A 20,494-nucleotide genomic window follows, 5' to 3' on the forward strand; every position below is an offset into this window, starting at 1 on the left:
TATGGCTGATCCGACTTGTACTGGCGGCACAGTAGCATGCTGGATAGTGAGTCAAGCTAACATATTAGCTAATATTGCTAATCAGTTGGAGCCTGTTCAAAGGCTGATTACTGGAGCCGCTTATTTGATTGGGTGTGCTTTTATATTTAAGGCAATTTATAGCCTAAAGGTTTATGGAGAAGCCAGAACAATGATGTCGAGTAATACGAGTATCAAAGAGCCTGTGATGTATTTAATGGTAGGTGCATTGCTTATCTATTTCCCATCACTGGTTTCCTCCGTACTGCAAACGACTTTTGGTTATAGCAATCCACTGGCCTATTCAGGAGGTGTCAGTAGTGGAAGTGATACTATCACGGCCTTATTTGGTAGTGGCAGTCTTGTAGGTAGACCTTTGGTGATGATTATACGGGTTATTGGTCTAATTGCATTTGTAAGAGGGTGGGTATTAATCGCACGTTCCGCGTCGCAGGGGCAACCTCCAGGAGGTACAGGTAAAGGTTTGATTCATGTATTTGGTGGGATATTGGCAATCAATATTGTTGGTACAGTTGATATGATTAACAATACTTTATATGGTACTTAAACTAATTTAAAAATAGGAGAGAATTGTGAACATTAAGGTTATCCATAAATCTGGTTATAAACACTGGCTATTAAGTGCAGTTTGTTTGGCTTTATTGACCCTAATTTGCCAGGATGCTGCAGCAGGCGTATCGCTAGGTAAAATGGCATCACAAATTACAGGTTCCTTTACAAGCCTCACTAAATTGATTACAGCGGGTTCTTACTTGGCTGGCCTGGGTTTTTCTATTGGTGCGATTATGAAGTTTAAGCAGCATAAGGATAATCCTACTCAAATTCCAATCGGAACACCAATAGCTTTAATATTTATCGCTGCGGCATTATTGTTCCTTCCTTCTATTTTGGGAGTGGCTGGAGTAACTATGTTCGGTAGTAGCGGAGGTAAAACTGCTGGACCTACTGGAACAATATACAAAACTAACTAATCAGAGAGATTATTTATATTATTTGGGTAAAGATAATACCGCTTTACCCAATTTAATTTATAGACTTTTTATTGTGTTAAATAGTAAGTTTAAATGATTGTCTCTATTAATATGGTCCAGTATTCTTAAGCTGACGGCAGTCAGTAGTTAAAGATACAACACATAATTTTTTGAAAATTGACTAAATGTGAACCAAAAACATGGCGGATAATCAGCAACGATGTGAGCTAAAACTAATTGCTTCACCAGGTTCCTGGCGTTTATATTCTGCCAGAAAAATTGATGAGCGATTTAAATCCTATGAGCAAAAAATCTTTCAGCGAGATAGGTATACTTGTCAATTTTGCGGGTTTCAAGCTCGTTTATACCAAGAGATCGTGAATCTGGATGGTGATTATACAAACAATAGGTTGTCAAATTTAGTTACAGCATGTTGTTTTTGTGCGCAATGCTTTTTTGTTGAATCAGTAGGCGTTGGTGGTTATGGTGGGGGTACTTTGATCTACCTGCCAGAATTATCCCAGGCAGAACTGAATAGCTTATGCCACGTTCTTTTTTGTGCTATTACCAATGATACTGGATATAAATCCAGTGCACAGAATATATATAGAAGTTTTAAATTTCGCTCGCAAATTGTTGAAGAAAAATTTGGTGAGGGTACAAGTGACCCTGCAATATTTGGACAATTAATGATTGATTCTGGTGTGAATAGTGAAGAAATAAGAGAGAAGCTTTTTAAAAATATAAGACTATTACCCTCCAGAGCAAAATTCAGGAAGCAAATAGAGAAATGGGCTGCCAGTGCTTTAGAAGAAATTGCAGATTAAACAGTAAAAGTACTATCAATAATTGAGGACAAAGGATGGCAAATTGGTCAGAATCGTTTTTTGAAGGCGTCGATACTTTCTTTGCCTGGTTAAGTACTTCCTTGAAGCAAACTACAGAGTCTTATATAGATTTGGAGACGGCAGATAGTCCTACCGTATTAGTTAATCATGATGGCTCATTACTGTCGGTATTAAAAATTGAAGGGATTACTGGATTGGCAGGCCCTGAAGAATTTGAACGATTGGTTGAAGGTTTAGCCAACTCATTTCAAGCTGCTATGGGTAGACCTGGTCATGCACTACAAGTTTATTTTAGTCATGATAAGCAAAACATAGTAAAAATGATCAAGGATATTTATGACCCCGCGGAAGCAACAGCAAGCCGTCTTGAACTTAATTTAAGAGATTTATTTGAAGAGCGGGTCAATTATTTATCACAATATTGCGCAGAGGAGCGTGTTTATTTTGTTTTGTATACGAGACCATTTAATTTGGCGAGTGATCAGTTAAAAGCTGCGAATAAAGCAAAAATGAAGATGATCAAGGATACAAAGGCTCCTCCCTTTAAAAACACACAAACGATTTTTGCGGCTGTTCCAGAAATAAGAGATACACATGATGCTTATGTGCGTGCAATTCTTAATGATTTGGATGCTCTTAACGTTATAGCTAAGTTGCTTGAGGTACATGATGCTGTACATGCCATTCGTATGACAGGTGACCCCGATTATACTGCAGATGACTGGCGAGCAACTTTACCTGGAGACAAAATATCTGTTCGCGAACTGAATAATTTTGAGGGAGATCCTTCAGATTTATTATGGCCTCCGTTGTCCAAGCAAGTTTTACCAAGAGATGCAGAAATTATTGATTTACGCACTGTCCGAGTAGGGGATAAAATTTATTCTTCAACCTATATTGATTTGTTTCCAAAAGACGTAAGACCGTTTATTAGTTTATTTTCTCGTATTCTTCCTTCACATGTGCCCTGGAAAATTTCTTTTTTGCTGGAAAGCGAAGGATTAAGCACAATTAAATTGAAGGGGCTTTTGGCTGCAATATTGAGCTTTAGTTCTGCACAGAATCGTTTAATTAGTGACTCAGTTAATCTGTTAAAATATATACAACTCAATACGGATGAAGCTATTGTCAGGCTACGTGTCGTTGCAACAACTTGGGCTCCTGAAGGCAATATACCCTTATTGAGGCGAAGAAGTTCTGAGTTAGTAAAGGCTATTGAAGGTTGGGGTTCTACTGATGTATCAGAGATTTGTGGAGACCCGTTTGCAGGCTTTGTGTCAAGTATGCTAGCTACTACTTTAAACAGTTCAGCTGTGGCATCAGTAGCTCCTTTATCAGATGTTATCTCAATGCTGCCTATTACAAGGCCAGCATCTCCTTGGAAAACAGGAGCTCTGCTTTTTAGAACACCGGATGGTAAACCGTGGCCGTTTCAACCAGGCTCTACTGAACAAACTACTTGGATTGATCTGGTTTACGCTCGTCCTGGCTCTGGTAAATCTGTTTTGTCAAATGCGCTGAATTTAGCTCTTTGTCTGTCAGGTGGTTTGATGCGTTTGCCTCGCATAGCAATTATTGACATAGGTCCCTCAAGTAGTGGTTTGATTTCATTGCTAAAAGAGGCTCTCCCTGCATCCAAGCGTCATTTGGTTGCTTATCATAGATTAAGGATGACTCCAGATTATTCCATTAATCCGTTTGATACCCAATTGGGATGTCGTTATCCAACTGCTTTGGAGCGGTCATTCCTGGTCAATTTTATGACCTTGCTAACTACACCATTAGGCGCTGCAAAGCCATATGACGGAATGGCCGATTTGGCAGGTATGGTAGTAGATGAATTATATAAAAGCCTGGCTGATGAATTTAACCCAACTCCTTATGCTCCAGGAATAGAGGAATTTATCGATAGTATTCTTGAGGAAATAGGTTTTGTCCGAGACGCGAAGTCCACTTGGTGGGAAGTGACTGACGCACTCTATTCAGCAGGCTTTGTCCATGAAGCGATGTTGGCGCAACGATATGCAATGCCATTATTAGCGGACGCTGCTTCTATCTGTAGAACACCATCAATTGAGGATTTGTATGAAAAGATTACCGCTCCAACTGGCGAATCACTAATTAATGCTTTTTCAAGAATGATTTCATCCGCTGTTCGTGAATATCCTATTTTATCACGGGTCACTAGCTTTGATATCGGTGACGCAAGGGTAGTATCTCTTGATTTGGATGAGGTAGCGAAAAGCGGTGGTGATGCGGCTGATAGACAAACAGCAGTGATGTATATGTTAGCCAGATATGTATTGGCAAGACACTATTATTTAACAGAAGAAAGTTTGAATAATGTACCAGAACAATATAAAGAGTATCACAAACAGAGAGTATTAGAGATTCGAGAGGATCATAAGCGTATTGTTTATGATGAATTCCATCGCACGGCAAAATCGTCTGCTGTCCGTGAGCAAGTTATTATTGACATGCGTGAAGGCCGAAAATGGAAAGTGCAAATTTCCTTATTATCACAAGCAGTGGATGACTTTGATCCGGTAATGATTGATTTTGCTACCGCTATTTATGTTATGGACGCCGGGCCATCTCAGGCCGTGGAGAAAACCAGTCAAATTTTTGGACTTTCTGAAACAGCTAAGATCGCTTTACGTACTCGAGTCCATGGTCCCAGGCAAGGTGGGGCTACTTTCCTTGCTCAATTTGCTACTAAAACAGGAATTAACGTACAATTATTGACCTTAACATTGGGGCCGGTGGAATTATGGGCATTTAGTACTACTGCAGAAGATGCGACAGTAAGGAATCTTTTGTATAGACATCTGGGACCAAGTGAAGCTCGACGGCTTTTAGCCGCACTGTTCCCGAATGGTACGGTAACTAAGGAATTGGAGGCTCGCCTGGCAAGTATGAAGCAAAAAGTTGGATTAATTGAAGACGAAGAGAGAGAGGGGATGATTAATCAATTGGTAAATGATATTCTTGATGCTTATTCAAAAGATCCCAACGTAAAAAGCTTGCCTGCAAAAGTGGGTTGAAGTGGGTAAGATTTTTATTAGTATGTCCCTATGCTCTTATTTTCTGGGTAATAATGCTTGGATATTTTCTGCTTAATAGATCCCGATCAAATTGTATTCTTGCTTATTCAATTGAGAGAGATAGCGATTTATATCAATCTAATGTCTTAAATAAGTTCTTTTTGATAACTTTCACGAATAGAAATGGTTATTGGTATCACGATAAGAGTCCACAGGAACAGGTACCAGGCTGGAGCCATTTTATTGTTACTTAATTCAATCAATGTAAACGCTACCAAAGGCATGGTCCCGCCAAACAAAGCCTGGCCAATGTTATAGGATATGGAAATTCCACTTGCTCGTACACTGGTTGGAAACATTTCTGCAATAATAGTGGGTACTGTCGCATTAATTGGGGCTAAAACTATCGCCAGTAATAATTCGCAGCATAAAGCTTTCCACCAACTACCACTTAATAAGAGCCAAAAAAATGGGAAGATTAGTATGCAAAGAGAAAATAAACCTATTAAAAAAATAGGCTTACGTCCTACTACATCAGAAAGAAATCCCATCAGTGGTATTAAAACTGTCAAAAGAGCAAGCGCAATTAAATTGATTAATAATGCATCTTTTAAGAGAAAATACTCAGATTTGACTAAAAAGGTTGTGACATAGGCGATAAGTACATAATTAGCCATGGCAAGAATGCTAGTAATTATCACAGATAAAAACAATTGCTGTTTAAATCGCGTGAATACCACTTTTGCAGGAAGTTCGGTAGTATGCTTATCCTTAAGAAATGTGGGTGATTCAACGCTTTTAATACGCAAATAAATGCCCAAAATTCCTAAAATCCCCCCTAGCAGATACGCATACCGCCATCCCCAATTTAATAGAGAATCACCTGTAAATAATGTGCTGAATATTGATGCTGTAAGCGCTCCTATAAAAATACCTAAAAAAGCGCTACTTAACACCAGGCTTCCAGCAAGCCCCCGGCTATGTTGAAACATATGCTCAATCAAATAGGTGGTTGATCCAGGGAGTTCGCCTCCCACTGCAAGGCCCTGAATCAGTCGTAAAACAGAAAATAAAATTGGGGCGGTGATTCCCAATGAATTAAAATCAGGCAATACAGCAATTAATGCGGTAGAAACGGTCATTACTGACATAGATAGTATTAATGCTTTCCGCCTTCCTACATGGTCAGCATAATGTCCAAGCAAAAGCCCACCAATTGGTCGCATAATGAATCCTATAGCAAATAAGCTAAATGTTGCTATAAGAGAAACAAAATGGATTTTTGAAGGGAAAAAAATTTCAGCAAAGACTGGAGCAAAACTGGCATAGAGTAAGAAATCATACCACTCTAAAGCATTTCCGTATAATCCAGCAATAATGCTGTGTTTGATGTTTTGCTTCATAATTATGCAATATGATCGTTCAAAGTAAACCCATTTAGAATTCCTGGAGTAAAGGGATTAATTTGGTTGTTTGTTTTTAATAAATACCGGCCGGAGTTGCTATTCACTTCAAAAAGTATTTGGAGGCTGGAGCTATCTTGTTCATCCACAAGAACATTAACTTTTTCAAGTAATTTAAATATTGCCCAGGTTCCATATTCTGTGAGCTCATAATGATTCCCTTCAATAGAATCAAGAGCCAATTTAGCGTTGTTTTGAGGCCAGGTGAAGCGAATTAATGAATCGCTTGTTTGATTATCCATTAATTTGGTCCCGCCAATTTCAAGGACTAGATTAGAAACTACTGGATCCAGAGAGATTTTTTGCAAGCTAAAATCAATTTTACTTTCCTCACTGTGATCAGGAAAAAACATATTAGTGATGATATTGGCACGGATTAATTCATCAATTACTTCATTTGAAATGGGTAAGATGAAATCATTCACTGCTTTAGGCTTCCATTCTGGAGATGAAGTATCAAGAAATGGTTTAAGGTATTGTTCAGTGTAGGTGTTCAATAAGCCATGAGTTGAGAAAAAGCGATTAAAATCTGCAATATCTATTTCTGCAGTTTGTGACGAATCAAAAGGATAGCGCTGGGCAATAGAGTTTTGGAATTCTCTATAGACGGTTTTTTGCCATTGATTATTAATATATTGACGGCTATCTCTAATCAATATAACCCAAGTGTCACCAGCTATTTGCTTTGTCCACGAACTCAATGGTTCAGGTAATTGACGTGCTTGACTGTAGAGCAAACTTATAGGGTCAGAGGAATTTTCATTGATAAAGCGCGATCGTGTAATGGTAAATGCTGTTTTACCTCCATCATTTACAACAGATAAAGTTGCAATAAATCGTTCTAACTCAGAAATTCTAAAATCTAATTCCTTTATGCTGGATAAAGTTGTTAAATTTAAATCGGTAAATTGATTGGCAATGAATTGGTTAAAGGTGGATATGCTTTCAGTTAAATCCGGTTTGGTTTCCTGCTGAATAAAATTAGCGAATTTATAAAACGAATTAGATTGTTGTATTAGTTTTGTTAATTGACGACCTTGATGATAATCCTGATACCGTAATGGTTGGGATTTCTTCATGAACGTTTGCCACCAAGTGACGTAATCAAAACAATAGGCCTGAATAAGCATATTGTGTAATTGAGACAAATCCTGTCTTGCAAGCACCCAGTTTTCTGATTGAAGTGTACTGGTAATTTTAGGTAATTCGTTAATGATTTTCGTAAATCCGGTTTTAGTAAAATAGGTTGGCACTTCATCTGTAGGTAAAGTAAAACCTTCTATTACTATCTTTTGCTTTTCCTGAGGGAAATACTCTTTAGCAATGGAATAATATAAATAACTTGTTGGAAGCGCATTAAGATAATTCCTTGCATCACTGATTACTTGTGATTTGATGGGTATGTTTTGGGGAGGATTGTTAAGGGTTTGCTTTAAAAGAGCCAACTGTTTTTGAGTTGTGACCGATGCACGTCCCTGCCATTGTTGTTGAAACCAATCCAGTATGGGTTGCGCTGAAAAATATTTTGTTTGTCCTAGCATTAAATAAATTTTTAAAGCTTTGTATCGAGTTATAGGTGTGTTGCCAGGATTTGTGATGACTTGTTCCAACTCATTGGCTAAAGAGGGAAGAAATTCACCTTGTAAACGATTTTGAGTATTGTTGTGAAGGTTTAATTTTAATTGGTGCACAGTAGGCAGTGATATGGAGTTTGATGTAATGTGATTCATTTTATTTGCGGCTTGCGATAAGTGATACAAGGCTTGTGCGCCATTAGTGCCCTGATTATTCAGTGCTTCATAGGCAAGCAATTCTTTACTAGCCTCATCAAGGATATGAGAGGTTTTGTAGTGATTATAAATTAGGGTTAATAAACTGAGCCCTGCCAAACTTACTGCAACAGCAATAAATGGTTTTTGAGAAAATTTTGTAGTCTGTGGTGTCTGGATACATTGTTCCTGGATTGTTTTCAGTGCGCCTTCTACAAAGTAGGATCTGAAATTGGTCGCTTGAGGGAAAGTATCCTGAACAATCAAAGCGTATTCATGCTGAATTTTTTTGTTTAGCCTGTCTACACTAAACCCGCCTTGTTCAGCGCTCGTGAAAAAAATAGAGTGAACATGGAATAATTTTGGCGAAATTCCTTGAATTAGTGATTGAATTGGGGCTCTCAAACTGGCTAATTGCAAAGGAAATTCTCGGATCAAACTGCGTTTAATAGTGGAGCGTACCGGGTGCATTTTATTGATAACTTGCTGTCCCAAAGCTTCGATTAATTGATTGAATTGAAGGGAATACGTTTCAATTTTTTTAGTTAACTGGTTTACACAATCGAGAGAAAAGCCAAGTGGTTTGGATAGATCATTGACATGATCCATTTGATAAAATTCAGAAAAACCAGCCAAGGTATCCATCTTGGTGAATATTAAAGCTAATTCAACCTGATATCCCAGATTAACACCTAAACGTTGAAGAAGTTGCAAATGAGATTTTTTTTGTTCGGTGAATTGTGCGGGTTCCGCTATCAGTAAATCATTGACATCCACGCATAAAATCAAACCTGTAATTTTGAGATGACGATTGCATTTATTTAATTGTTTAAGTGTTGTGAGCAATAATGTTTTGCTATTAGTAAGCCAATTTTCACCAAGTTCTACTATGATTCCTTTTTGATTAAAATACAGTTTGGCATGCTCTTCGCTGAATACGGGCATTTCTTCCATATTACTTTGCTTTAACAGTGCCGATTTGCCTTGGGCATTTTTTCCGGTGATGACAATAAAAGATAATTGATTAACTTGCGGTTTTAATTGAGAGAGAATTTTTTTTATAGCATCACATAATGCGCGTAATGAATTGTCCATTAGTTTTCCAGCATAGCAAGTTGGGTATGTCCAAATAAAACTGTTTTCGCTTTGTTTTCTAATAAAACATGGCTAGTAACGAAAGCCAGAATTACAACAGCTACAGCAACAACAGTTGTTATCCATGTTGCTTTATAATTTTTTTTAATGGTTTTGGGAAGAGGATTCTCATTAAACAAACGATTTGGTTTATTAAAACGATATTTTTGAATGATTTGATATAAATCTTCAATAGTATTATCAAGAGATTGTCGCCCATCTGCTTTCAGATGGTATTCGCCCTCAAACCCGGCAATCAGGCAAAAGTAGGCTAATTCAATTAAATCAAGAAATTGGTTTGGTCTTTCTTTAATATAATTCAATATTTCAAAAAAACGCTGTTGAGGCTGCGCCCCATCACTTGATAAGGGAGTGAATGATTTGAATTCTGTCGTCAGGTTATAGACTCTTAGATAACTTTTACCTAATATTTCATCAATGGTTGCTGATAATAAATATTGAGCAATGCTAATAATATCCAACGGATATTTAGATGCGTCTAATTTACTATGAAAGGCGCGTAATTCATGTTGTATATTTTCTCTTATATCTTCTACTGGAGGTAAAGAAGGACTTAAACAAAGTCTTTCCAATAAAGACAGCAATGGTCCGGCAGCTGCAACTAAAACATTTGTAGAAAATGGGGCAATAAATAATTTCGAACGATAATATCCACTTGGAACCAACGCGGGCTCTGTGATAGCAAGACGATTGACAAGTGAGGACGGATATTGCTCAGTTGTCATTATATTACTCCATGAGATTCATTGACGCATTAGACGTTTATTATAATTTTTATCTTTTGCGTGATTGCCAGTTGATTAGTAAGTATTCCTATAATTCTCGTTTATTCTATAGGTAAAATCTGCTTCTAGAAATACTTGCTCCTTGTTCTAATATCAAATCCATAAATCCTATAAGAAAAGGACCATTTACGCTAATCAATAAGCTTCAATTAAAAAGAAGATGATACGTTATATACGACTCTTTGTTCAAGTTAGTCAAGCCCAGAATTCAGGGCAAAATCATATTTTGATTAAATAATAAAATATATGTGCTATTGCAGCGCAGGTGGAGATCCATTTCAAATCCCGTTCTTCAGTTTGCTATCAAGCTTCCCGACTGTGGGGGAATGACAAAACATGAACGATTATTTGTGCTGTTTATTGTACTTAATGGCATGATCTTGCCTCGATTTAGAATTAATAGATGTTCGACATTAATGTTTAAAATGACGCACTCCTGTAAAAATCATGGCAATGTTGTGTTGGTCGGCGTAAGAAATAATTTGTTCATCTCTGATAGAACCCCCTGGTTGAATAATTGCGGATATACCAGCTTTCGCAGCTATTTCAATAGTATCAGGGAAAGGTATAAATGCGTCTGAGGCCATAACAGAGCCTTTGGGATCAAAGCCCATTTGCTCTGCTTGCCACAAACCAATACGAGCGCTCATCACTCGACTGGTTTGCCCTCCTCCAATCCCTATGGTGGCCAAATCTTTAGCATATACAATCGCATTGGATTTGACATGCTTGGCTGCTAACCAAGCGAACATTAAATTTTCGAGTTGCTCATCAGAGGGTTTTATTCGGGTAACGGTTTGCAATTCACAAGATTCCAGCGAAAGAGAATCATGTTCTTGTACTAATAGACCACCATCAACTTTCTTCATATTTAATCTAAAATTGGTACCTTGTTGCCAAAAACCGGTGAGAAGAACACGAATATTCTCTTTGGTTGCCAGAATTTTTTTTGCTTCTTCATTGGCATCAGGTGCAATAATGACTTCAACAAATTGCTTTTCAAGTATTGTCTTGGCCGTATCGCTGTCCAGAGTTCCATTGAAAGCAATAATTCCTCCATAAGCGGATACAGGATCACTTTGAAAGGCTTTTAAGTAAGCATCAAGTGATGTTTCGGATAGCGCAATGCCGCAGGGGTTGGTATGTTTTACAATGACGCAAACCGACTTTTCATTGGAAAATGATTTAACACAATCGAGAGCTGCATCGGCATCAATGATATTATTATAGGATAATTGTTTTCCCTGTAATAATGTTGCTGTGCCTAAAGAGCCTGGATGTGAATTTTTATCAGCATAAAAAATAGCTTGTTGATGAGGATTTTCACCATAACGAAGATCAGTAATTTTATTAAATTGACAGGTTAGGATGTCGGGAAATCCAGTTGGTACATAATCATTATCTAAAGTGGTTAAATAATTTGCAATTGCGGCATCGTAGGCTGCAGTATGGGCAAATGCTTTTTTAGCTAACGTAAAATTCCAATGAGAAGGCACTTTCTGATCTTGTAAATAATGAATCAATTTTGGGTAATCATTAGGATCAACGATGACATACGTATGGGCATGGTTTTTAGCTGCTGCCCTCACCATCGTTGGTCCACCAATGTCAATGTTTTCAATGGCCTTATTAAAATCGCAGTCCGGGTGGTTAATGATTTGTTCAAAGGGGTATAAATTGACAATAAGTAAATCAATAGGTTTTATTCCATGTTGTTTTAAAACAGGGCTGTCTTGTTCTCCGCGGGCTAATAAACCAGCATGAATAGCTGGATGAAGGGTTTTGACTCTTCCATCCATTATTTCGGGAAATCCCGTACAATCACTGACATCGGTAACTGGTAATTTATGTTCTCTTAATATTGCAGCTGTGTTACCCGTGGCTATCAATTCCACTCCATGGTCATGTAAGGCCTGACCGAGTTCTCTTATTCCTCTTTTATCAGAAACACTCAGCAGTGCTCGATGTGGCTTGAAAGAAGAGTCAATTTGTTTTTTCGCCATTTACATATACCTTAGTGATATCGTTATTATTTGCTGGTAAAAACCAGCAATGACCATCCCTCACAATATTCAGTTGCAATATGATTGAATGCGGAATCATAAGCTTCAATCAGTAAAGGGGCTTGTTCTTCCAGGAGCCCTGATGTTACCAAATGCATGCCGGAGGGGAGTAGTTGATGAAAACGCTCCTTTAAGTTGATTAGCGGGGCTAACAAAATATTTGCGATAATTAAATTCACAGGGTTTTGTAATGCCTCCGGGGAGCTGATAGAGAGCTGACTTTCAGTGATATGATTGACATACGCATTATTTTGAGTCGCTTGTAACGCTTGATTATCTATGTCAACGGCATAGACATGTTTAGCCCCTAACTTGATTGCAGCGAGGGATAGTATCCCTGAGCCACATCCATAATCTATTACTGATTTATTTTTTAAGTCAGCCTGTTCCAGCCAGTTTAGGCATAGGGAGGTGGTCGCATGTGTGCCTGTACCAAATGCCAACCCAGGATCTAACATTAAATTTACAGCATCAGGTTCAGGGGGAGAGAGCCAAGTAGGGCAGACCCATAAACGGTTACCAAAACGATGAGGTTGAAAATCTTCCATCCAGGCTCTTTCCCAATTTTTATCAGCGAGTGTTTCCAAACTGCAATGCAGAGAAGGTCTTTTATCAGCCAATTGTTCTCTTACGTATTGCGCTTCTTCTGCTTGGGCAAATAAGGCATGTATGATTACCTCAGGCCATAAGGGTGTTGTCCCTGGCTCTGGTTCAAGAACAGGATTATCGTTTTTGTCCGTGAGCATGATGGACAAGGCACCGTATTCTTCGAGTTCCTCGGTTATTTCTTCAATCTTGTCATTAGGACAATGTTCTATTTTTAGTTGAAACCACACGCTATGAATCCTTGAGCATTTTTTCTAGATAGTGAATGTTTGTGCCACCTTCCATAAAAGATTTGTCATGAAGAATACGTTGGTGTAATTCAATATTAGTCTTTATGCCATCAATGATAATTTCATCAAGAGCATTACGCATTCTGGCAATAGCTTCTGCTCTTGTTGCCCCATAACTTATTAATTTTCCTATCATGGAATCGTAATTAGGCGGAACAACATAGCTGCTATAGATGTGAGAATCAAAACGAATGCCTGGACCTCCTGGCTGGTGAAGCAATTTTATGGTTCCAGGAGAAGGCATAAAATTCCTGGGGTCTTCCGCATTGATTCGGCATTCAATAGCATGGCCACGTAATTTAATATCTTTTTGGGTTAATGTCAGAGGAATATCGCTGGCAATTTTGATTTGTTCTTTAATTAAATCAATACCAGTGATCATTTCTGTTACTGGATGCTCAACCTGGATGCGTGTATTCATTTCGATGAAATAAAAACAACCATCTTGAAATAAAAATTCAAAGGTTCCAGCACCTCGGTATTGTAACTCCTTGCAGGCTTTAATCACTGACGCGCCAATTTCTTCTCTTAATTCAGGGGTAATTCCTGGAGCCGGGGCTTCTTCTACGACTTTTTGATGTCGTCTTTGCATCGAGCAATCACGTTCACCCAGATGTATAGCATGTCCTTTACCATCTCCAAGAACTTGGAATTCAACATGGCGAGGATTTTCCAGAAATTTTTCCATGTAAACTATCGGGTTATTGAAAGCGGCTTTTGCTTCGCTTCGGGTTAATGCAATAGCACTGAGTAAATTGGATTCGCTATGAACGACTCTCATGCCACGTCCACCACCGCCACCTGCTGCTTTGATAATGATGGGATAACCAATTTTTCGCGCTAACTCCAGGTTTTTGTTGTCGTCATCTCCTAAAGGACCGTCTGAACCGGGAACACAGGGGACTCCTGCCGCTTTCATTGCGGCAATGGCAGAAACTTTATCCCCCATAAGGCGAATGGAGTCACCGCGCGGGCCAATAAAGCGAAAGCCGCTTTGTTCAACAATATCTGCAAAATCAGCATTTTCTGATAAAAATCCATAACCTGGATGTATCGCCACTGCATCAGTAATTTCTGCCGCGGATATAATTGCGGGAATATTGAGATAGCTTTTTTGGGCAGGCGCAGGGCCTATGCATACTGTTTCATCAGCTAGGCGAACGTGCAACAAATCTTTGTCTACATCAGAGTGAACAGCAACAGTCTGAATGCCGAGTTCTTTACAAGCACGCAATATACGAAGGGCAATTTCGCCTCTATTAGCAATAACTATTTTACTGAGCATAAACAGGCCTCTCTATTCTATGATAAACAAGGCCTGGTCATATTCAACGGGATCCCCGTTTTTTACCAGGATTTCAACAATTTTCCCAGCACGATCTGCTTCAATTTCATTGAACATTTTCATTGCTTCAATAATGCATAAAGTATCGCCCGCTTTAACAGATTGTCCCACTGTCACAAAAGGAGGGTTGTCTGGCGATGGGGCTGTGTACATTGTACCAACCATTGGTGAACGAATTTTATGGCCTGAGGAGGTTGAAGTGACTTGTTTATTTTCAACCACATGAGGTTCGGCGGTAGAAGTATTGGATGAAGGAGTAGAAGTCGTTTGTTTCGCGACAGAAGGAGCCACATAATGAATTTGTGGAGCCGCTTCTGTTGCTATATTACTATGCCGGCTTAGCCTTAATGACTCTTCACCTTCTTTGATTTCAATCTCTGAAATGCCAGTTTCTTCCAGGAGCTCAATGAGTTTTCTGATTTTTCTGATATCCATTTGTTCTTTCTCTCTACTGTAATTCTTTGATAATTGCTTGTAAGGCCAGTAAATACCCTTGCGCCCCCAAACCGCTAATGACACCAACGGCGATATCTGAGAAATAGGAGTGGTGGCGAAAAGTTTCACGGGAAAAAATGTTACTTAAATGAACCTCAATAAATGGAATGGCAACCGCACTTAAAGCATCTCTAAGGGCAATGCTTGTATGAGTAAATGCTGCAGGATTTATGATAATGTAATTGATTTTATCAATTCCAGCCTGATGGACTGCTTGAATTAACTCTGCTTCAGCATTGCTTTGAAAGCAGCTGAGTTGAATCCCTGCATTGTCAGCTTCCTGGATTAAATCACCATTGATTTGAGTTAGCGAAGTATGGCCATAAATGAATGGTTCTCGGGAACCTAAAAGGTTTAAATTGGGGCCATGTAATACTAGAATTTTTTTCATTACACATCAGTATAGTCTGAGATTTGGAGATTTTGCCTGAACTTTATGAACATGTCTATATATCTGCGAGGATATCGGCAAGATCTCCGCAAGTTTAGCAAGAAATTTTATATTTAGTGAAAAGGAATTGATTGTACTTAAAGAGTGTCCCGATTTTAGGATTATGCTATTGTTATTTATTTCCTGAGCCAGGAAGAGCTTATGTCTAAAACGTTTATAACAGATGTCACCTTGCGTGATGCTCATCAATGCTTAATCGCTACAAGAATGCGTACTCAAGATATGTTGCCAATCTGTAATAAAATGGATGATGTTTGATTTTGGGCTATAGAAGTCTGGTTTTAGAACAGCGTAAAAATAATCAATTAATCCCGGAGCCTTTATTGGCTCAATCAAGTGCACCAGATAATTCTGCCATGTCTGAGTTTGACATTATTCTTCATGGTGAAAGTTATCATGTAAAAGTAGCAGGTTATGGAATGGCTGAGCATGGTCATCAATCCTGTTTCTTGTAGGTTGATGGGTCCCTGAAGAAGTCGTTGTGCAACGCTCCAAACTCCATGACAAAATAGGGCATTACTCAGTTAATAACAAAATAGGACCAGGGGATATTACTGTAGCCATCTCCGGTTCTATTATTGCAGTTCATGTTTCTGCCGGGGATGAAGTAAAGGCCGGGCAGGTTGTGCTGGTTATTGAAGCGATGAGAATGGAGACAGAAATAAAAGCACCTGTGAATGGAGTAGTTGCAGAAGTATTATGTCAAAAGGGAGATAAAGTGACTCCTGGGCAAATATTAATCAGGATGGAAGTGAGTTAAGGGGTAGCCCCGCATATTATTTTCACTACTTGTTTTTACTTGCTAAAAAATTTTTTAAGAATTTTTATGTTTTTAAAAATGACAAAAAGACCAATTAATAGCTCATTGGGTTTAAAAACAATTGCTTTATTATTTAATTAGATTAAAATTATGCCACTTAGGTCAATTTTTTGAAAACTGTTTAGGGAGCCCAAGTCCATCAGCCTGTGGCTTTCAAAATGTCGGATAAACCCAAGTTTTGCATCGGAGCAAAATTAGTATTTTCAAAAATAATAAATTTGTGCTAGTTTGGAAAAGTTTGGAAAAGAGTTCTTGCATTTTGAAAATGGTAGTTGGTTATATGCCTAGAAATATTAGGATACTATCCAAATAGTTGAATTAAAAATGGAAAATACTTTTTTATTATCTTAAGTATTGTCCTAATTTGGATCATCCTTAATTTTGCAGTTGAGCATTAGTCTACACTAAAAATTTAACTGAAAAATTATAGGGGAATATAACAAACCTGGGCACTCCAGGAAGAGTTGCTGTATGAGAATTTAGTTTAAGGAGTTAGAATCAATGCACCCAAATTATTATTTGTCACCTTTAGCTGTAGCTATAGCATTAGGGATTGCTTCACCTGTGAAGGCAGCCGATCCGATCCCTTTACAAAAGTCGTCTTTTTCTGAAGTCACACAAAAATTTCAGTTGACTTTGCCTGGTGTTATGAAAGGTGCTGTAGTTTCAACGAATAGTTTGCAGTTTATAAGACAGCATACTGATGGGAATAAAGTGACGCATGTTCGTATGCAGCAACAATATGCCGGGTTTCCAGTTTTTGGTGGTTACGCCATCCTGCACAGCAAGAATACCACGCCTAGTCTAGTGACAGCGAAATCTGATGTGAAAATGAATGGTGTGATTTATGATGGGTTGCAAGCAGAATTAGGTCAACCTAAACCTTCATTTGTAAAAAATGCTTCTTTGGCATTACAACAATTTAAGGATAAATACGCGAATAAACAAGTTAGTGAAGATCAAGTAACCCCTATGATTTATATTGATGAAAAGCATCAAGCTCATTGGGCTTACAAAGTCAGCGTTTTAGTTATCCATGATGATAGAATTCCTGAGCGACCAACAGCAATTATCGATGCAGAAACCAATAAGCCTTTTGTCCAATGGGATGATGTAAAAACGGAAAGAGTCCAAGCAAAAGGGATGGGATTTGGTGGAAATCGTAAAATCGGTGAATATCAATTTGGCAAGGACTTACCATTATTAGAAATCACACGTGATTCAAGTGTTGAAATGTGCTTTATGGAAAATACCGATGTTAAAGTAGTAGACATGGGACATAAGTACTATTCAAATAACAAACCTATGCAATTTACTTGTAAAGAGACTCCCGATACTCAATCTACTAAAACTTATTATACCGGATATTCGGCTGATGGTTATGATAAAGATAATGGAGCTGCTTCTCCTACCAATGATGCACTGTATGCTGGTTATGTCATTAAACACATGTACCATGATTGGTATGGTGTGGAAGCTTTAACCAAATCAGATGGATCGCCAATGCAATTAGTTATGCGAGTGCATTATGGTCAAGGCTATGAAAACGCCTACTGGGACGGCAAGCAAATGACCTTTGGTGATGGTGACACTATGATGTATCCTTTGGTTTCTCTAGGTGTAGGTGGTCATGAAATCAGTCATGGGTTTACTGAACAACATTCTGGACTTGAATATTTCGGTCAGTCTGGTGGTATGAATGAGTCGTTTTCAGATATGGCTGCTCAAGCAGCTGAATATTATTCAGTTGGAAAAAACAGCTGGCAAATCGGCCCGGAAATAATGAAAGAAGACAGTGGTTATGAAGCATTGCGTTATATGGATAAACCAAGCCGTGATGGTATGTCTATTGATGTAGCTGATGATTATTATGGTGGCTTAGATGTTCATTACTCCAGTGGAGTGTATAACCATTTATTCTACATATTAGCCAATCAACCTAATTGGAATCTTCGTATGGCTTTTGATGTCATGGTAAAAGCCAATATGGATTATTGGACACCTTATTCAACGTTTGATGAGGGCGGTTGCGGTATGTTGAGTGCTGCCAAAGATTTGGGTTACAATCTGGATGATGTTAAGAAGTCATTGAGTGAGGTGACTATAAATTATCAATCTTGTTATGCCGATTAATTCATTTTATTGACTGATAAAATTTAGCCAGAAGTTGACTTATGACTTCTGGCTTTTCCATGTGAATATGGTGCCCACCATCTAGCCTCTCAATTTTGATATTCTTTACCGCTTGAATCCTTGCTTTCATCTTATCTGAATCAAACGAAAATCCTTTGCTGGCCCAAATAAGGTAAGTTTGAGCTTTTATTTCTGTAAGACACGAAAGAACTTGTGTTTCAGTCATTTGTAATGGGGATGGGGCTAATAGTCTGCGATCATGTCGCCAATAGTATAGACCATTTTCTTGTTGAATTCCGCGTTCGCAAAGTGACTTGGCAATATCCAGAGAAACATATCCTTTAACAGAACGGGCAAGAGCAGCATGTTCAAACTTATTGTAGCCTTTTGCTTTTTTTGACTGTTTTTGTGATAGATAGTCCAAGTATTTTGACAGTTGTTGGCATGCTGTTTCTGCCGGGTGAGAAAAAGGGCCTAACCCTTCGATTAAGCTTAATGAAAGAAAACGATCCGGTGCAACTCCTGCTACCAGACTTCCCAAACAGGCTCCCATAGAGTGCCCTAGCAAGTGTAGCTTATTTAGTCCCAAGGCATTAATAATTTCAACAACAGTAAATATTCCATCAGTAAAATGATATATGCATCCTGGGGGTAAGTGCGAAGAGTGGCCATGTCCAGGCAGATCTACTGCTATGAAATAGTAATCATGCTGTAAATATTGAGCAATATCATCAAAACTATTAGCATTATCTAACCAGCCGTGCAAGGCAAAAATAGGTGGATTATCAGGATTTCCCCATATTTTGCATGCTATAGATAATCCTGGGATACTTAAAATCTTCGTTTTCATCGATTTTCTGTGGTTTGTAGGTAATGGTTATAGCTTATTACTTTATATGCAGGTATGTAAATTCAGTTTTTGCTTTGACCTTAGGTTTTTTTATAAGCCCTGATAGTAATTGAAATAGACGAAGTTCAATAAACTATGTCGATCATTCGTTTACTTGTAACAAACTATAAAAGATTACAAAATAAGTGGTTTTACAAGTTGTTGAGGAAGGGCCAATACTATGATAAATAAAAATAATTCAGAGCCCGAGCTGATCAGTTTAATGACAAATTCTTTTCAAAATGTAGGTTATAATTATAGAGCAATGTAATACATTTATCCTATTACCATTATACTGATTATAGAAACCTAAATGAGAGACAGAGTATCTATGCAACCTGAGGTGCGCAGCGTATCGCTGATAACTTATAATATTCATAAAGGTTTTGGAGTAGGTGCAGTAAGGTTTTTGCTTCCTGAAATGCGAGAGGCTATTACTGGATTGAATCCGGACTTTGTTTTTTTACAAGAAGTGCAAGGTAAACATAGAAAACGTGAAAAAAGAATTGTCAGTTGGCCTGATTCTCCTCAATGTGAGTACATTGCTGAAAATATATGGCCACATTACGTTTATGCAAAGAATGCAGTATATCAATCTGGCCACCACGGAAACGCGATTTTAAGCAAATACCCATTTGAGAGTTTTGAAAGCATTAATCTTTCAAACATGAACAGAGCATCAAGAGGCATACTTCATACCCAGTTAAAACTGGATAATAATATTATCCATCTTTTGTGTGTTCATTTAGGTCTATTTAAGGCAGAGCGTACCGAACAATGTAAGGCATTGATACAACGTATTAAAGATGTTGTGCCTCAAAATGAGCCTCTGATAATGGCAGGAGATTTCAATGATTGGCGTCATGTTATTTCTAAAATTCTTGCTGAAAATTTAGGAATTGAAGAGGCTTTTGTCGCACTTGAAGGACAACATGCCCGTTCATTTCCTGCAATAAGACCTGCTTTGTGTGTCGACAGGGTGTATTTTCGCGGAATGAAAGTTCAGGAGGTTGCCTGTTTACAGGGCAAACCTTGGCGGATGTTATCTGATCATTTACCCTTGTACGCACGTTTTGAATTATTATGATTGTAAGAGATCAGCTCCTCTACCTGGAACAGCCGTATTTGGTTCATTTTGAACGAAAATAATCCTTCAAAATGTTCATATAGTTATCTATGTCGTGCTTTTTCAGGATTATTTTCATCCAACTTGAGATTAAATAAGAGTGTTAGAGAATATTTAAGCGTGAGAGCCTGACCTATTACTTATGACTAAAATTAAAGCGACAGTCTTCCTGGTCGAGAGAAGATTCTGTCGCTATTGCAAT

The 20,494-nt window shown here is 38.2% G+C and carries 17 protein-coding genes; 8 read left to right on the forward strand and 9 right to left on the reverse strand.

The features are described from left to right. Position 1 precedes the first annotated feature (1 nt). The 4 genes from icmC (at position 2) to icmB (ending at position 4,902) form a co-directional block, all read left to right on the forward strand. On the forward strand, positions 2 to 586 hold the full coding sequence (gene icmC, locus OQJ02_RS02305; protein WP_265717693.1) for a type IVB secretion system protein IcmC/DotE: 585 nt from the start codon (positions 2 to 4) through the stop codon (positions 584 to 586). Positions 587 to 611: 25 nt separating this feature from the next. After that, positions 612 to 1,010: a type IVB secretion system protein IcmD/DotP gene (gene icmD / locus OQJ02_RS02310; RefSeq protein ID WP_265717694.1), complete on the forward strand. Its 399-nt coding sequence runs from the start codon at positions 612 to 614 to the stop codon at positions 1,008 to 1,010. A 200-nt stretch (positions 1,011 to 1,210) separates the two neighbouring features. Continuing rightward, positions 1,211 to 1,837: a type IVB secretion system protein IcmJDotN gene (gene icmJ / locus OQJ02_RS02315; protein WP_265717695.1), complete on the forward strand. Its 627-nt coding sequence runs from the start codon at positions 1,211 to 1,213 to the stop codon at positions 1,835 to 1,837. 35 nt (positions 1,838 to 1,872) lie between these two features. Continuing rightward, on the forward strand, positions 1,873 to 4,902 hold the full coding sequence (icmB, locus tag OQJ02_RS02320; protein ID WP_265717696.1) for a type IVB secretion system protein IcmB/DotO: 3,030 nt from the start codon (positions 1,873 to 1,875) through the stop codon (positions 4,900 to 4,902). A 146-nt stretch (positions 4,903 to 5,048) separates the two neighbouring features. On the opposite strand, the gene OQJ02_RS02325 is transcribed toward icmB, so the two are convergent. The 8 genes from OQJ02_RS02325 to aroQ all read right to left on the reverse strand — a co-directional run bounded on the left by OQJ02_RS02325 (position 5,049) and on the right by aroQ (position 15,264). Further along, positions 5,049 to 6,305: an MFS transporter gene (locus OQJ02_RS02325; protein ID WP_265717697.1), complete on the reverse strand. Its 1,257-nt coding sequence runs from the start codon at positions 6,303 to 6,305 to the stop codon at positions 5,049 to 5,051. 2 nt (positions 6,306 to 6,307) lie between these two features. Next, positions 6,308 to 9,229: a type IVB secretion system protein IcmF gene (icmF, locus tag OQJ02_RS02330; RefSeq protein WP_265717698.1), complete on the reverse strand. Its 2,922-nt coding sequence runs from the start codon at positions 9,227 to 9,229 to the stop codon at positions 6,308 to 6,310. Beyond that, positions 9,229 to 10,014, reverse strand: a complete 786-nt coding sequence (gene icmH, locus OQJ02_RS02335; protein WP_265717699.1) for a type IVB secretion system protein IcmH/DotU — start codon at positions 10,012 to 10,014, stop codon at positions 9,229 to 9,231. Before icmH ends, icmF begins: the two co-directional genes overlap by 1 nt. Before the next feature lie 473 nt (positions 10,015 to 10,487). After that, complete coding sequence (purH, locus tag OQJ02_RS02340; RefSeq protein WP_265717700.1) at positions 10,488 to 12,077, reverse strand: bifunctional phosphoribosylaminoimidazolecarboxamide formyltransferase/IMP cyclohydrolase; 1,590 nt, start codon at positions 12,075 to 12,077, stop codon at positions 10,488 to 10,490. A gap of 26 nt (positions 12,078 to 12,103) precedes the next feature. After that, the gene (prmA, locus tag OQJ02_RS02345) at positions 12,104 to 12,973 is read right to left on the reverse strand and encodes a 50S ribosomal protein L11 methyltransferase (protein WP_265717701.1); all 870 of its coding nucleotides are present in this window, start codon (positions 12,971 to 12,973) and stop codon (positions 12,104 to 12,106) included. A 1-nt stretch (position 12,974) separates the two neighbouring features. After that, positions 12,975 to 14,318 carry an acetyl-CoA carboxylase biotin carboxylase subunit gene (gene accC, locus OQJ02_RS02350; protein ID WP_011213101.1) on the reverse strand — a complete coding sequence of 448 codons (1,344 nt, stop codon included), beginning with the start codon at positions 14,316 to 14,318 and terminating at the stop codon, positions 12,975 to 12,977. 12 nt (positions 14,319 to 14,330) lie between these two features. Then, complete coding sequence (gene accB, locus OQJ02_RS02355; protein ID WP_265717702.1) at positions 14,331 to 14,813, reverse strand: acetyl-CoA carboxylase biotin carboxyl carrier protein; 483 nt, start codon at positions 14,811 to 14,813, stop codon at positions 14,331 to 14,333. A gap of 13 nt (positions 14,814 to 14,826) precedes the next feature. Beyond that, positions 14,827 to 15,264 carry a type II 3-dehydroquinate dehydratase gene (gene aroQ, locus OQJ02_RS02360; RefSeq protein WP_265717703.1) on the reverse strand — a complete coding sequence of 146 codons (438 nt, stop codon included), beginning with the start codon at positions 15,262 to 15,264 and terminating at the stop codon, positions 14,827 to 14,829. 314 nt (positions 15,265 to 15,578) lie between these two features. On the opposite strand from aroQ, the gene OQJ02_RS02365 reads away from it, so the two are divergent. The 3 genes from OQJ02_RS02365 (at position 15,579) to proA (ending at position 18,277) form a co-directional block, all read left to right on the forward strand. Continuing rightward, entirely contained in the window at positions 15,579 to 15,779 is a 201-nt protein-coding gene (locus tag OQJ02_RS02365) for a hypothetical protein (protein ID WP_265717704.1), read from the forward strand. A 26-nt stretch (positions 15,780 to 15,805) separates the two neighbouring features. Next, the gene (locus tag OQJ02_RS02370) at positions 15,806 to 16,084 is read left to right on the forward strand and encodes a biotin/lipoyl-containing protein (RefSeq protein ID WP_265717705.1); all 279 of its coding nucleotides are present in this window, start codon (positions 15,806 to 15,808) and stop codon (positions 16,082 to 16,084) included. Between the two features lie 561 nt (positions 16,085 to 16,645). Then, positions 16,646 to 18,277 carry a zinc metalloprotease ProA gene (gene proA, locus OQJ02_RS02375; protein WP_265717706.1) on the forward strand — a complete coding sequence of 544 codons (1,632 nt, stop codon included), beginning with the start codon at positions 16,646 to 16,648 and terminating at the stop codon, positions 18,275 to 18,277. Position 18,278: 1 nt separating this feature from the next. On the opposite strand, the gene OQJ02_RS02380 is transcribed toward proA, so the two are convergent. Continuing rightward, positions 18,279 to 19,127 carry an alpha/beta fold hydrolase gene (locus OQJ02_RS02380; RefSeq protein ID WP_265717707.1) on the reverse strand — a complete coding sequence of 283 codons (849 nt, stop codon included), beginning with the start codon at positions 19,125 to 19,127 and terminating at the stop codon, positions 18,279 to 18,281. A 370-nt stretch (positions 19,128 to 19,497) separates the two neighbouring features. Between OQJ02_RS02380 and OQJ02_RS02385 the strand changes: the two genes are divergently transcribed. Further along, the gene (locus OQJ02_RS02385; protein ID WP_265719787.1) at positions 19,498 to 20,253 is read left to right on the forward strand and encodes an endonuclease/exonuclease/phosphatase family protein; all 756 of its coding nucleotides are present in this window, start codon (positions 19,498 to 19,500) and stop codon (positions 20,251 to 20,253) included. Positions 20,254 to 20,494 lie beyond the last annotated feature (241 nt).

Source organism: Legionella sp. PATHC032 (assembly GCF_026191185.1).
In the GTDB taxonomy this organism is placed as follows: domain Bacteria; phylum Pseudomonadota; class Gammaproteobacteria; order Legionellales; family Legionellaceae; genus Legionella.

Bases quoted from the DNA above. Each gene is read 5' to 3' on its own strand.
- icmC (WP_265717693.1), top strand. From the start codon at position 2: ATGGCTGATCCGACTTGTACTGGCGGCACAGTAGCATGCTGGATAGTG.
- icmJ (WP_265717695.1), top strand. From the start codon at position 1,211: ATGGCGGATAATCAGCAACGATGTGAGCTAAAACTAATTGCTTCACCA.
- icmB (WP_265717696.1), top strand. From the start codon at position 1,873: ATGGCAAATTGGTCAGAATCGTTTTTTGAAGGCGTCGATACTTTCTTT.
- OQJ02_RS02325 (WP_265717697.1), bottom strand. From the start codon at position 6,305: ATGAAGCAAAACATCAAACACAGCATTATTGCTGGATTATACGGAAAT.
- icmF (WP_265717698.1), bottom strand. From the start codon at position 9,229: ATGGACAATTCATTACGCGCATTATGTGATGCTATAAAAAAAATTCTC.
- icmH (WP_265717699.1), bottom strand. From the start codon at position 10,014: ATGACAACTGAGCAATATCCGTCCTCACTTGTCAATCGTCTTGCTATC.
- purH (WP_265717700.1), bottom strand. From the start codon at position 12,077: ATGGCGAAAAAACAAATTGACTCTTCTTTCAAGCCACATCGAGCACTG.
- accC (WP_011213101.1), bottom strand. From the start codon at position 14,318: ATGCTCAGTAAAATAGTTATTGCTAATAGAGGCGAAATTGCCCTTCGT.
- accB (WP_265717702.1), bottom strand. From the start codon at position 14,813: ATGGATATCAGAAAAATCAGAAAACTCATTGAGCTCCTGGAAGAAACT.
- aroQ (WP_265717703.1), bottom strand. From the start codon at position 15,264: ATGAAAAAAATTCTAGTATTACATGGCCCCAATTTAAACCTTTTAGGT.
- proA (WP_265717706.1), top strand. From the start codon at position 16,646: ATGCACCCAAATTATTATTTGTCACCTTTAGCTGTAGCTATAGCATTA.
- OQJ02_RS02380 (WP_265717707.1), bottom strand. From the start codon at position 19,127: ATGAAAACGAAGATTTTAAGTATCCCAGGATTATCTATAGCATGCAAA.
- OQJ02_RS02385 (WP_265719787.1), top strand. From the start codon at position 19,498: ATGCAACCTGAGGTGCGCAGCGTATCGCTGATAACTTATAATATTCAT.